Annotated in this window: 10 protein-coding genes and 2 rRNA genes; all 12 read right to left on the bottom strand. The window is 65.7% G+C overall.

Going from position 1 to position 13,639, the window contains the following annotated elements:
* Positions 1-24: 24 nt before the first annotated feature.
* Positions 25-1,461, bottom strand: a complete 1,437-nt coding sequence (locus OG562_RS05825; protein ID WP_266394441.1) for a DNA polymerase IV — start codon at positions 1,459-1,461, stop codon at positions 25-27.
* Positions 1,462-1,530: 69 nt separating this feature from the next.
* A complete protein-coding gene (locus OG562_RS05830; protein WP_266394442.1) occupies positions 1,531-2,175 on the bottom strand; it encodes a MerR family transcriptional regulator in 645 nt (214 codons plus the stop codon).
* A gap of 244 nt (positions 2,176-2,419) precedes the next feature.
* Entirely contained in the window at positions 2,420-2,893 is a 474-nt protein-coding gene (locus OG562_RS05835) for a bifunctional nuclease family protein (protein WP_266394444.1), read from the bottom strand.
* 84 nt (positions 2,894-2,977) lie between these two features.
* Positions 2,978-3,715: a MerR family transcriptional regulator gene (locus tag OG562_RS05840; RefSeq protein ID WP_266394446.1), complete on the bottom strand. Its 738-nt coding sequence runs from the start codon at positions 3,713-3,715 to the stop codon at positions 2,978-2,980.
* A 43-nt stretch (positions 3,716-3,758) separates the two neighbouring features.
* On the bottom strand, positions 3,759-4,643 hold the full coding sequence (locus OG562_RS05845; protein WP_266409049.1) for an FHA domain-containing protein: 885 nt from the start codon (positions 4,641-4,643) through the stop codon (positions 3,759-3,761).
* A gap of 82 nt (positions 4,644-4,725) precedes the next feature.
* On the bottom strand, positions 4,726-5,559 hold the full coding sequence (locus OG562_RS05850) for a DUF881 domain-containing protein (protein WP_266394448.1): 834 nt from the start codon (positions 5,557-5,559) through the stop codon (positions 4,726-4,728).
* A gap of 5 nt (positions 5,560-5,564) precedes the next feature.
* A complete protein-coding gene (locus OG562_RS05855; RefSeq protein WP_116152339.1) occupies positions 5,565-5,897 on the bottom strand; it encodes a small basic family protein in 333 nt (110 codons plus the stop codon).
* Positions 5,894-6,730, bottom strand: a complete 837-nt coding sequence (locus OG562_RS05860) for a DUF881 domain-containing protein (RefSeq protein WP_266409052.1) — start codon at positions 6,728-6,730, stop codon at positions 5,894-5,896. Before OG562_RS05860 ends, OG562_RS05855 begins: the two co-directional genes overlap by 4 nt.
* A gap of 166 nt (positions 6,731-6,896) precedes the next feature.
* Complete coding sequence (locus OG562_RS05865; RefSeq protein WP_266394451.1) at positions 6,897-9,392, bottom strand: mannose-1-phosphate guanyltransferase; 2,496 nt, start codon at positions 9,390-9,392, stop codon at positions 6,897-6,899.
* Between the two features lie 112 nt (positions 9,393-9,504).
* A complete protein-coding gene (locus OG562_RS05870) occupies positions 9,505-10,113 on the bottom strand; it encodes a CDP-alcohol phosphatidyltransferase family protein (protein ID WP_266394452.1) in 609 nt (202 codons plus the stop codon).
* Between the two features lie 109 nt (positions 10,114-10,222).
* Positions 10,223-10,339 (bottom strand): 5S ribosomal RNA (rrf, locus tag OG562_RS05875).
* Between the two features lie 90 nt (positions 10,340-10,429).
* Positions 10,430-13,553, bottom strand: a 23S ribosomal RNA gene (locus OG562_RS05880).
* Positions 13,554-13,639 lie beyond the last annotated feature (86 nt).

The following is a 13,639-nucleotide window of genomic DNA, read 5'->3' on the forward strand; positions in this document are numbered from 1 at the left end:
CTCACCCTGTGTAACTGATCGGCCTCACCCAGAGTTCCCGGGATGCGCCGTCGCCGATCCGACGACCGATTCGACCGCACCGGCCTCTCCCGCATCGGCCTCGCCCGCGCCGCCCGCCTCCGCCGGCCCGCGGCGCACCAACGGCAGCGGATCGGCCGGGTCCAGCTCCGGATCGTCGACCCGGAACGTCCGCACCCGCCCCGGGGCCGACTCGGGCGTCTCGAACCGGACGGTGACCCGGCCCAGCCCGCTGCCCTGCACCCAGCCGTGCCCCAGCTCGGCGTGGCGCACATCCTGCCCCGGACGCCACTGGCGCTCGACCGGCGCCCCCGCAGCCTCCCCTACGGGCTCGTCGGGAAGCTCCTCCTCGGGCCCGGCCGCCACGTCCTCCGCCGCCTGGGCGAACAGGTCCTCCTGCGTGTAGTCGGCCAGGCCGCTGACGCCCACGCCGAGCAGCCGCACCCCGCCCGTCGTGTCCACGGAGTCCAGCAGCCGCGCCGCCGCCTCCCGCACCACCGCAGGATCGTCTGTGGGCCCGCGCAGGGTCTCCGACCGGGTGAGCGTGGAGAAGTCGTACCGGCGCACCTTCAGCACGATGGTCCGCCCCGACAGCCCGGCCTCCCGCAGTCTGCGCACGCACCGGTCAGCGAGCCGCTGCACCTCCAGCTCCACCCGGACCCGGTCGTGGATGTCCATGTCGTACGTGTCCTCGACCGACACCGACTTGGTCTCCCGCTCGGCCACGACGGGCCGGTCGTCCCGCGCCAGCGCCATGGCGTACAGCCCGTGCCCGTGCGCCTTGCCCAGCAGCCGCACAAGCTCGTCCTCCCCCGCCTCCACGATCTCGTCGACCGTGGTGATCCCCGCCCGTCGCAGATGATCGCCGGTGGCCGGCCCGACCCCCGGCAGGGTCCGCACCGGCAGCGGTCCGAGGAGCGCCCGCTCGGTCCCCGGTTCGATGAGGACCAGACCGTCGGGCTTGGCCTGCTCCGAGCCGATCTTCGCGAGCATCTTGCAGGAGGCCAGCCCCACCGAGCCCGTGAGCCCCGTGACGGCCCGGATGTCCGCCCGGAGGCTGATCCCGGCCAGCAGCGCGGACTCACTGTCCCAAGCCGTCTCCCCGGCCAGCAGATCGACGAACGCCTCATCGAGGCTCAGCGGCTCCACCAACGGCGACAGGGCCCGCAGCAGCCTCATCACCTGCTCGCTGATCGACCGGTAGAACGCGAAGCGCGGCACGAGATAGGCCGCGTTCGGAGCCAGCCTGCGCGCCTGGGCCATGGGCATCGCCGAGTGCACCCCGAACACCCGCGCCTCATAGGAGGCGGTCGCGACCACCCCGCGGGGTCCGAGACCGCCCACGACCACGGCTTTCCCGCGCAGACTCGGCTTGGACGCCTGCTCCGCCTGGGCGTAGAAGGCATCCATGTCGAGATGCAGGATCGTGGGCGCGTTTCTCACATGTCCGATGCTGCACCACGCCACTGACAACGGCGTCGCCCGGCCGCCCACCGAACCCCGGCAGGGGCCTCAGACCGCCCGGTTGCGCCGACGCGCCAGCTCGTCCGCCGGATTGTGCCCGACGAGCGTCTCGCCCGTGTCGACCCGCTCCCCGTGCAGCTGCGACAGCGCGCTGTCCACGTCCCGCCAGACCACGCCCACCGCGATCCCGAAGATGCCCTGACCGCCCTGGAGCAGCGCGTGCACCTCGTCCGGCGAGGTGCACTCGTAGACCGTCGCGCCGTCGCTCATCAGCGTCATGCGCTCGAGGTCGCGGAAGCCGCGCTCACGCAGATGCTGGACGGTGGTGCGAATGTTCTGCAGCGACACCCCGGTGTCGAGGAACCGCTTGACGATCTTCAGGACGACGACGTCCCGGAAGCTGTACAGCCGCTGCGTGCCGGACCCGTGGGCGGGCCGCACGCTGGGCTCGACGAGCCCGGTGCGCGCCCAGTAGTCCAGTTGCCGATAGGTGATGCCGGCGGCTGCACAGGCCGTCGGACCGCGATAGCCGATCTGCTCGGACGCCATGGACGTCGCCCCTCCGCTGCTCGGCACGGCCGCCGGTCGCTGCGGAACGTGATCGGCCGCGCTGCTGTGAAGCGGGTACGGACCGTTCCCCCCGACACCGAGTTCGGGGGCGCCCCCAGCCGTACCGTCGCCGCTGCTTCTCACGCCGACCTCCGTCCTTGACCTGCCTTCACGACGGTAGGCAGTCACCAGGGGTGCGTCAACGATCGCCACACTCGGCACGCCGAGTGATAATCACCCAAGGAGTGGTTTCCCGCGCTCCACCGCGGGGAAAGGCTAGCCGAATGCGCTGAGCGGAAGCCGTAGGACTCTCTCACTCGCCGCTGGCAATTGCCGGAAACGGGGCATCTGCCCCGTCCGATCCGGCCCCGGCTTCTGCGCGTGCGGGCTACTGGTTGCTGGTGCCGAAGTCCTCGGGCGAGATCTGGTCGAGGAACTCGCGGAACTTCTCCACCTCGTCCTCCTGCTCGTCCGGGATGGCGATGCCCGCGTCGTCGAGCACCGTGTCACTGCCGTAGATCGGCGTTCCGGTGCGCAGCGCCAGCGCTATGGCGTCGGACGGCCGCGCGCTCACCTCGACCCCGCTGGCGAAGACCAGCTCCGCGTAGAAGACGCCCTCCCGGAGATCCGTGATGCGCACTTCCGTGAGCTCCTGGCCGACGGCTTCCAGCACGTCCTTGAACAGGTCGTGGGTCAGCGGTCGCGCGGGGGCCATGCCCTGCTGGGCGAAGGCGATCGCCGTGGCCTCCTGCGGTCCGATCCAGATGGGGAGGTAACGGTCGCCTCCCACTTCGCGCAGCAGCACGATCGGTTGGTTGGAGGGCATCTCGACCCGGACACCTACGACATCGAGCTCGTTCACACAGCAACCCTAGGCCGTGCCCGGGATGTTTGGGTAGTCGGGCCGGGAACGGGTGACCGATCCGCCCAGGGCGAAACCACCGGCTCAGGGCAGTCGTACGCCGAGCGCGGTCTGCACGAGCGCCGCATGCAGCTTGACCGTGAGTCCCGCGAGCTCCTTCGCACGAGCCTCGGCGTGCGCCCTGGTCTGGGGATTGCGGTGACGCTTGAGCGGGGCGACCACCTGGTCCACCAGCCCTGCCTCACGGTCGGCCGCGGCCTTCATCACCCGAAGATGCCGGGGCTCGATCCCGAACCGCCCCAGCTCGGCCACCAGAGCGGCCACAGTGGCCGCCTCGGCGTCGTAGACCCCGCCTTCCAGCGGCACGAGGAGTCCGTACGACTCCCACTCCACCAGCTCCGGCTCGTCTATTCCGGCGGCCGCCAGCAGCTCGGCGCGCCCGATCCGGGCCACGGTGGGCCCGTCCGACACCTCGAGCCCGGACTCCCCGTCCCGCTGCCGGCCCACGGTCGGCAGCGGCGCGGCCTCACCGCGCTCCATGGCGTCCAGGTGCTCCCGGATCACCTTGAGCGGCAGATAGTGGTCCCGCTGCATCCTCAGGACGTGACCGAGGCGCTCGACGTCCTCCACGCTGAACTTGCGATACCCCGACGGGGTGCGCTGCGGCTCGACGAGCCCCTCCGACTCCAGGAAACGGATCTTGGAGATGGTGACTTCGGGGAACTCGTCACGCAGCATGTTCAGCACGGTGCCGATGCTCATCAGACCACCGTCCCCGGCGGCGACGCCGTGGCCGGCGCCGCCCCTCGGTGTTTGAAGCATGGACCTTCCCTGGGGGTCCCCCCGGACGGCGCCCGGGGGAGGGTCAGTAGCCCTGCTGGCTCGCGTAGAAGACCAGCCGGTACTTGCCGATCTGCACCTCGTCGCCGTTCGACAGAGCGACCTCGTCGATCCGCTCCCGGTTGACGTACGTGCCGTTCAGACTGCCGACGTCCGCCACCCGGAACGTGCCGTCCGGATTGCGCCGGAACTCCACATGGCGACGCGAGACGGTCACGTCGTCCAGGAAGATGTCGCTCTGCGGGTGACGCCCGGCCGTCGTCAGGTCGCCGTCCAGCAGGAAGCGACTGCCCGAGTTCGGACCGCGGCGCACGACCAGCAGCGCGGAGCCCAGCGGCAACGCGTCCACGGCGGCCTGCGCCTCCGGAGAGAGCGCCGGCAGCTGCGTCTGGCCGGTGACCTCGGCGTCGTAGGCCTCGAGACCGGAGATCGAGATCGTGGAGGTCGTCTCCGACGCGCGCTCGGGCGTCAGACCGGGGCGCAGCGGCGCGCCGCAGTTGGAACAGAAGCGGCTGTTCTCCGCGTTGCGGTTACCGCACCTCGTACACACCAGGGCCGACATAGGAGAAAACCCTCCACCCGTACTTGAGGTTGACGGTTGGCCGAAACCTATGTCGCCGGACTGGGCAGGGTCAACAGACGCCGCGCCCTGACCTCCGGAAATATCACCGCCCGGACCACCCACCTGGTCCCGGAACAGCGGCCGCTGGCCCTCTGCGTCAGGCTGTGCGCGATGACGAGCGGTCGCGTTGTCGCTGCCCTCTCGCGCGCTCTTGCCGAACAACTTCGCAAACAACTTCACGGGCGATTCCCCTTGACCGAAACAGACCCGCCCGTGGGGCAGGACGAACCCTGACTGATTACACCGGTCGACCCGGACACCTTCACAACGTCCGTATCCACCAGACAGTTTCCACCACGCACCACCCGATCGGTGCGTCGACCCCCCGCAACCTCATGCCCCTGCCGGACGGCCCCCATGCACCCCCGGTTCACTGGGAGGACGACCGAGCGTAGTCAGGCTGCTTCGCCGCTCGCAAGGCGTCCACGACGATCTTGGTCGATTGCTCGACGGTCACGGTGGCCTGCTCCTTCTCCAGCGTCTGCACCACGCCTCCAGGGATGTTCAGCGCTGGTTCGAGGTCCTTCGGGTTGCCGATGACCTTGAAACGAAAGGGCGCGTTGATCTTGTTCCCGTCGACGCTCACACTCTTGCCTGAATCCGTCAGGTAGGTGCCGGCGACGACGCGCACGCCGTTCACCTGGATCGCCTCCGCGCCGGCCGCGCGCAGCTCCTGGATCGCGTCGAGCAGCATGTCCGCCTGGACCGTTCCCTTCGTGTCCTCGATGGTCATCGTGATGCCGGGCCCCTCGGCGGCCACCGTGCCCGCCAGAATGCCGAGTTGCCTCTCCTTCTCGACCGTCTGCTTACGCGCTTCCTCGGCCTGGTCGGAGCTGTTCTCCAGCTCCTGCCGCTGCTTCTCGAGACCCTGCTTCTCGTCCTCAAGACGTTGGCTGCGGTCATCCAGTTCATCGAGGATGCGTACAAGATCTTCCTGCCGCGCGCCGCGCAGGGCGTTGCCGCTGTCGCTGTTGGAGGCGACCTGGACGGCCAGGCCGAAGCCGAGACCGAACAGCAGCAGGGCGACGATGAGTTGGGCCCGGCTGACCCGCGGCGGCCACAGTCCGTTCACCAGCCGCTGCCGACCGGTCAGCACGGGAGCGGCCGGCTCCTCGGGCGCGCCCTGCGCGGGGGAAGCCGCCGGAACCTCCTCGGGAAGCTCCTTGCGCAGTCTGTTCTCGGGTGTCTCGTCCTGGTCGCTCATCGGCCTCACGCCCGGAAGACGTGCCGACGGATCGCCGCGGCGTTGGAGAAGATCCGGATGCCGAGGACGACCACCACACCGGTGGACAGCTGGGCGCCCACGCCCAACTTGTCGCCCAGGAAGACGATCAGGGCGGCCACGACGACGTTCGACAGGAACGACACCACGAAGACCTTGTCGTCGAAGATGCCGTCGAGCATGGCCCGCAGACCGCCGAACACGGCGTCCAGCGCCGCCACGACGGCGATGGGCAGATAAGGCTCGACGACCGCCGGGATCTCTGGCCGGACCAACAGGCCGGCCACGACTCCCACGACGAGGCCCAGTACGGCGATCACGATGTGCCCTTCTCACTTCTCGGCTGTGCTGTACGTACGATCACACTCGGTGCGGCGGGCAGCCGGACGTCGTCCTCCACGGAAATGGCGGTCCGGATGCCGTAGTTCTCCTGCAGGGCGTTCAGATACAGCCCGTCGGCGCTGTTCTGGAACCTGGTGCTCAGGTTCTCCCCGTCCCCCACCGCGAGCACCGTGTACGGCGGCACCAGCGGCTTGTTGTCGACCAGTATCGCGTCGCCCGCGGCCCTGATCGCCGACAGCGCCGTCAGCCGCTGCCCGTTGATCGAGACGGCCTCGGCGCCCGACGCCCACAGCCCGTTGACCACCCGCTGCATGTCACGGTCCCGCACCCGCCCGGTGTCGGAGAACCCCGAGGTCTCCCGCGGGTCGCCGTCACCGCCCGTGGTGGCTTCCTTCGCATCGTTCACGACCAGCTTGACGCCGGGCCCGTGCACCTCGACGGCGCCCGCCAGGATGCCCACCAGGTCCGCCCGGCCACTGCCGCCGCTCTGCTTGAGCGCCTCCTGCTGCCGAGCGCTCACATCGTCGCGCAGCGTGTCGACGGCGCGCTCCAGCTTGTCGGCCGCCTCGGTCTCGCGGTCGATGCGGTCGATCAGCTCCTCGCGCTCCTTGGCCACGACCGGAGCCGCGACCCGCGCCTGCGCGGCGCCCACCGTCACGACCAGAGCCGCGAGCACCAGTCCCGCGGCGAGACCGAGTTTCGCCCTCAGTGTCTTCGGCATGCCGCCGGCGTCCTCGGACTCCTTGCGGGCGGCGGCCTCGGCGTAGCCGTCGTCGAGGCTGTGGTCCATGACGTTGGTGAGCAGCGACATGGACGCGTCCGGGCGCGACACGCGCGCGGGTGTGCTCCGAACGGGGGGCTGCTGCGGCATGCCGCACATCGTCGCACGTCGCGCCCACTACCTCCGAATGGCCCCACCGGCGTGCCGGACCGGCCCCTCGGGGACACATGTCCGGCACGCGCGCGTGCCGCGTCGATCAGTGCCCGGCGCTGTCCACGACCGACGACCATTCGTCGAGCAGGGCCTGCGCGGAGGCGTCGTCCGGCCCCTCCGCCCACAGATGCGTGACCGCCTCGGCGGGGTCGGGCAGCACCATCACCCAGCGCCCGTCCGTCTCCACCACACGCACACCGTCGGTGGTGTCCACGAAGCGCTCTCCGGCCGCCTCGACGACTCGTCGCATCACGAGCCCCTTGACCGCCCACGGGGTCGCCAGATCCCGCTTCAGGACGTGCGCCCGCGGGATCCGCGCGTCGATCTGGCTCAGTGTGAGCTGCGTCCGCGCCACCAGCCCGATCAGCCGCACGAAGGCCGCCGTACCGTCGAAGACGCTGCTGAACTCCGGGACGATGAATCCGCCCTTGCCGTCCCCGCCGAAGATCGTCGTCTCGTCCCGCCCGACCCGGGTCAGGTCGTCGGGCGACGTCGTCGTCCACTCGACCTGTGTGCCGTGGTACGCCGCCACCTGCTCGGCGATCCGCGTCGTGGTCACCGGCAGCGCCACCCGCCCGCTGCGCCGCTCCGCGGCCACCAGGTCGAGCAGCACGAGCAGCGCCCGGTCGTCCTCGATGATCCGGCCCTTCTCATCGACGAGCGAGAGCCGCTCACCCACAGGGTCGAACCGCACACCGAACGCGGCCCGCGACGACGCCACGATCTCCCCGAGCCGTACGAGCCCGGAGCGCCGCATGTCACCCGTCTCCGTCGGCCTGGACTCGTCCAGACCGGGGTTGATGGTCAGCGAGTCCACCCCGAGCTTCCCGAGCAGACTCGGCAGCACAAGCCCCGCACTGCCGTTCGAGGCGTCCACCACGACCTTCAGCCCGGACTCGGAGATCCCGGTGATGTCCACGTTCCGCAGCAGCGACCCGGTGTACGAGTCGAAGACGCTGGCCGGGAAGTACAGATCCCCGATCTCCCCGGGGAACGCCCGCCGGTACTCCTGCCGCGCGAACACCCGGTCCAGCTTCCGCTGACTGCCCTGCGACAGATCCGCGCCCTGCCCGTCGAAGAACATGATGTCCACGGAATCCGGCACCCCGGGAGAAGTCCGGATCATGATCCCACCGGCACTCCCCCGAGCAGTCTGCTGCCGCGCCACCGGCAGCGGTACGTTCTCCAGATCCCGTACGTCGATGGCGCTGGCCTGCAGGGCGGAGATGACCGCCCGCTTCAGCGCACGGGCGCCACGGGAGTGGTCGCGGGCCGTGGTGACCGTGGAACCCTTCTTGAGCGTCGTCGCGTAGGCGCCGGCGAGGCGCACGGCCAACTCCGGCGTGATCTCGACGTTCAGGATTCCGGACACCCCGCGGGCGCCGAAGAGGTGCGCCTGCCCACGGGACTCCCAGATGACCGACGTGTTGACGAACGCGCCGGCCTCGATGGTCTTGAACGGATAGACCCGCACATTGCCTTGCACGATCGATTCTTCACCGATCAGGCATTCGTCGCCGATGACGGCGCCGTCCTCGATCCGGGCCGCCCGCATGATGTCGGTGTTCTTGCCCACCACACAGCCACGCAGATTGCTGTGCTGCCCGATATACACGTTGTCGTGCACGACGGCCCTGTGCAGGAAGGCTCCGCTCTTCACGACGACGTTGGAACCGATGACGGTGTGCTCGCGGATTTCGGCTCCGGCTTCGACTTTCGCATAGTCCCCGATGTACAGGGGCCCGCGCAGAACGGCGTCCGGATGCACTTCGGCGCCTTCGGCCACCCACACGCCCGGTGAGATCTCGAAGCCGTCGAGCTCGACGTCGACCTTGCCCTCGAGCACGTCGGCCTGGGCCTTCACGTAGCTCTCGTGCGTGCCTACGTCCTCCCAGTACCCCTCGGCGATGAAGCCGTAGATCGGCTTGCCTTCCTTCATCAGCTGAGGGAAGACATCGCCCGACCAGTCGACGGGAACATCGGCCTCGACATAGTCGAAGACCTCGGGCTCCATGACGTAGATGCCCGTGTTCACGGTGTCCGAGAAGACCTGGCCCCAGGTCGGTTTCTCGAGGAAACGCTCGACCTTGCCCTCCTCGTCGACGATGGTGATGCCGAATTCCAACGGATTGGGCACACGCGTCAGACAGACCGTGACGAGCGCGCCCTTTTCCTTGTGGAAGTTGATCAGCTCGGTGAGGTCGAAGTCGGTGAGTGCATCGCCGGAGATGACGAGGAAGGCGTCGTCCTTCAACGCCTCCTCTGCGTTCTTGACGCTTCCGGCGGTACCGAGTGGCTTCTCCTCGTTGGCATAGGTGAGCTCCATTCCGAGCTCTTCACCGTCACCGAAGTAGTTCTTGACCAGTGACGCCAGGAACTGGACAGTTACGACGGTCTCGTTGAGCCCATGCCTTTTGAGCAGCCTCAGAACGTGCTCCATGATCGGCCGGTTGACCACCGGCAGGAGCGGCTTGGGCATGCTTGAGGTCATGGGACGAAGGCGTGTGCCTTCGCCTCCGGCCATCACGACGGCCTTCATGTCGGAAGCGTCCTCCTAGAGAGACGACGGTCTAGCCGACTTCACCCGTCCAGATTGTCCCGCACTTTTCCTTCGCGGGCCATCGAGCCACTGCTACTGCCGATCGGCGAGTTCAGCCGGCCATGGCGTCCGCACGAACCAGGCGGCGGACCTGTACCACGTAGAGGACTCCTGCCCACCAATAGAGCGTTGTACCCCATCCTGCGAACGCCCATCCGAAAATAGCAGCGAGTGACGCCAGCCATCCACTTCCGTCACTGAGCAGGAGCAACGGGAAGGCGTACATCAGGTTGAAGGTGGCCGCCTTCCCCAGGAAGTTCACCTGAGGCGGCGGATAGCCATGACGCCTGAGGATCCCCACCATCACCAGCAGGACCAGTTCCCGCGCAAGAAGTACAGCGGTCAACCAGAGGGGCAGAATCTCGCGCCAAGTGAGACCGACCAAAGTCGAGAGAATGTAGAGCCGGTCGGCGGCCGGGTCGAGAAGCCGGCCAAGGCTGCTGATCTGGTTCCAGCGCCGCGCGAGCTTGCCGTCCAGGTAGTCGCTGACTCCGCTGAAAGCCAGCACCAGAAGAGCCCAGCCGTCGCTCTGCGGACCTCCGAACTCAGGCCTGAGGATCAGCCACAGGAACACGGGTACGCCGACGAGACGCGCCATGCTGAGGATGTTCGGGATGGTGAGGACCCGGTCTGTCTGGACACGGGTCTCCTGGACCTCCACCCGGGGGCCTCCAGTAGAAAATGAGCCAACGATGCCCCCTGACCCTACCTCAACGCAAAAAAGCTCCGGCTCTTGGGCTGTGTGCCCAAGAGCCGGAGCTCTAAAAGGAGTTCGGCGGTGTCCTACTCTCCCACAGGGTCCCCCCTGCAGTACCATCGGCGCTGTGAGGCTTAGCTTCCGGGTTCGGAATGTAACCGGGCGTTTCCCTCACGCTATGACCACCGAAACACTATGAAACTGTTTCAGCCGCACCACGCCGTGACCGGACGTGGGGCTGTTCGTGGTTTCAGAACCAACACAGTGGACGCGAGCAACTGAGGACAAGCCCTCGGCCTATTAGTACCGGTCAGCTCCACCCATTACTGGGCTTCCACATCCGGCCTATCAACCCAGTCGTCTACTGGGAGCCTTACCCCATCTAGTGGGTGGGAACACTCATCTCGAAGCAGGCTTCCCGCTTAGATGCTTTCAGCGGTTATCCCTCCCGAACGTAGCCAACCAGCCATGCCCTTGGCAGAACAACTGGCACACCAGAGGTTCGTCCGTCCCGGTCCTCTCGTACTAGGGACAGCCCTTCTCAATGTTCCTGCGCGCGCAGCGGATAGGGACCGAACTGTCTCACGACGTTCTAAACCCAGCTCGCGTACCGCTTTAATGGGCGAACAGCCCAACCCTTGGGACCGACTCCAGCCCCAGGATGCGACGAGCCGACATCGAGGTGCCAAACCATCCCGTCGATATGGACTCTTGGGGAAGATCAGCCTGTTATCCCCGGGGTACCTTTTATCCGTTGAGCGACGGCGCTTCCACAAGCCACCGCCGGATCACTAGTCCCGACTTTCGTCCCTGCTCGACCCGTCGGTCTCACAGTCAAGCTCCCTTGTGCACTTACACTCAACACCTGATTGCCAACCAGGCTGAGGGAACCTTTGGGCGCCTCCGTTACTCTTTAGGAGGCAACCGCCCCAGTTAAACTACCCATCAGACACTGTCCCTGATCCGGATCACGGACCCAGGTTAGACATCCAGCACGACCAGAGTGGTATTTCAACGACGACTCACCGTGAACTGGCGTCCACGTTTCAAAGTCTCCCACCTATCCTACACAAGCCGAACCGAACACCAATATCAAACTGTAGTAAAGGTCCCGGGGTCTTTCCGTCCTGCTGCGCGAAACGAGCATCTTTACTCGTAGTGCAATTTCACCGGGCCTATGGTTGAGACAGTCGAGAAGTCGTTACGCCATTCGTGCAGGTCGGAACTTACCCGACAAGGAATTTCGCTACCTTAGGATGGTTATAGTTACCACCGCCGTTTACTGGCGCTTAAGTTCTCAGCTTCGCCACCCCGAAGAGTGACTAACCGGTCCCCTTAACGTTCCAGCACCGGGCAGGCGTCAGTCCGTATACATCGCCTTACGGCTTCGCACGGACCTGTGTTTTTAGTAAACAGTCGCTTCTCGCTGGTCTCTGCGGCCACACCCAGCTCGGGAAGCAAGTCCCCTCACCAGACGTGGCCCCCCTTCTCCCGAAGTTACGGGGGCATTTTGCCGAGTTCCTTAACCATAGTTCACCCGAACGCCTCGGTATTCTCTACCTGACCACCTGAGTCGGTTTAGGGTACGGGCCGCCATGAAACTCGCTAGAGGCTTTTCTCGACAGCATAGGATCATCCACTTCACCACAATCGGCTCGGCATCAGGTCTCAGCCTACATGTGCGACGGATTTGCCTATCGCACGGCCTACACCCTTACCCCGGGACAACCACCGCCCGGGATGGACTACCTTCCTGCGTCACCCCATCACTCACCTACTACAAGTCTGGTCCGTCGGCTCCACCACTTTCCATTCCCCGAAGGGTCCGGAACGGCTTCACGGACTTAGCATCGCCTGGTTCGATGTTTGACGCTTCACAGCGGGTACCGGAATATCAACCGGTTATCCATCGACTACGCCTGTCGGCCTCGCCTTAGGTCCCGACTTACCCTGGGCAGATCAGCTTGACCCAGGAACCCTTAGTCAATCGGCGCAAACGTTTCTCACGTTTGTATCGCTACTCATGCCTGCATTCTCACTCGTGAACCGTCCACCACTGCCTTCCGGCGCGGCTTCACCCGGCACACGACGCTCCCCTACCCATCCCAGCACCCGTTGGGGCTATATGCTGGAATGACACGACTTCGGCGGTACGCTTGAGCCCCGCTACATTGTCGGCGCGGAATCACTAGACCAGTGAGCTATTACGCACTCTTTCAAGGGTGGCTGCTTCTAAGCCAACCTCCTGGTTGTCTGTGCGACTCCACATCCTTTCCCACTTAGCGTACGCTTAGGGGCCTTAGTCGATGCTCTGGGCTGTTTCCCTCTCGACCATGGAGCTTATCCCCCACAGTCTCACTGCCGCGCTCTCACTTACCGGCATTCGGAGTTTGGCTAAGGTCAGTAACCCGGTAGGGCCCATCGCCTATCCAGTGCTCTACCTCCGGCAAGAAACACACGACGCTGCACCTAAATGCATTTCGGGGAGAACCAGCTATCACGGAGTTTGATTGGCCTTTCACCCCTAACCACAGGTCATCCCCCAGGTTTTCAACCCTGGTGGGTTCGGTCCTCCACGAAGTCTTACCTCCGCTTCAACCTGCCCATGGCTAGATCACTCCGCTTCGGGTCTTGAGCGTGCTACTGAAACGCCCTATTCGGACTCGCTTTCGCTACGGCTACCCCACCCGGGTTAACCTCGCAACACACCGCAAACTCGCAGGCTCATTCTTCAAAAGGCACGCAGTCACGAGAGTGCATGCAAGCATGCACTCCGACGCTCCCACGGCTTGTAGGCACACGGTTTCAGGTACTATTTCACTCCGCTCCCGCGGTACTTTTCACCATTCCCTCACGGTACTATCCGCTATCGGTCACCAGGGAATATTTAGGCTTAGCGGGTGGTCCCGCCAGATTCACACGGGATTTCTCGGGCCCCGTGCTACTTGGGTGTCTCTCAAACGAGCCGCTGATGTTTCGGCTACGGGGGTCTTACCCTCTACGCCGGACCTTTCGCATGTCCTTCGCCTACATCAACGGTTTCTGACTCGTCTCACGGCCGGCAGACCGTAAAAGAGAGATCCCACAACCCCGTATGCGCAACCCCTGCCGGGTCTCACACGCATACGGTTTGGCCTCATCCGGTTTCGCTCGCCACTACTCCCGGAATCACGGTTGTTTTCTCTTCCTGCGGGTACTGAGATGTTTCACTTCCCCGCGTTCCCTCCACATACCCTATGTGTTCAGGTATGGGTGACAGCCCATGACGACTGCCGGGTTTCCCCATTCGGAAACCCCCGGATCAAAGCCTGGTTGACGACTCCCCGGGGACTATCGTGGCCTCCCACGTCCTTCATCGGTTCCTGGTGCCAAGGCATCCACCGTGCGCCCTTAAAAACTTGGCCACAGATGCTCGCGTCCACTGTGCAGTTCTCAAACAACGACCAGCCACCCATCACCCCGAACCAACCGGTTCGAGTTCACTGGGGCC

The organism is Streptomyces sp. NBC_01275, assembly GCF_026340655.1.
Taxonomy (GTDB): domain Bacteria; phylum Actinomycetota; class Actinomycetes; order Streptomycetales; family Streptomycetaceae; genus Streptomyces.

Coding starts and splice junctions, on each gene's coding strand:
- OG562_RS05865 (WP_266394451.1), bottom strand. CDS start 9,392: ATGAAGGCCGTCGTGATGGCCGGAGGCGAAGGCACACGCCTTCGTCCC.
- OG562_RS05850 (WP_266394448.1), bottom strand. CDS start 5,559: ATGAGCGACCAGGACGAGACACCCGAGAACAGACTGCGCAAGGAGCTT.
- OG562_RS05860 (WP_266409052.1), bottom strand. CDS start 6,730: ATGTCGCTGCTCACCAACGTCATGGACCACAGCCTCGACGACGGCTAC.
- OG562_RS05840 (WP_266394446.1), bottom strand. CDS start 3,715: ATGCTTCAAACACCGAGGGGCGGCGCCGGCCACGGCGTCGCCGCCGGG.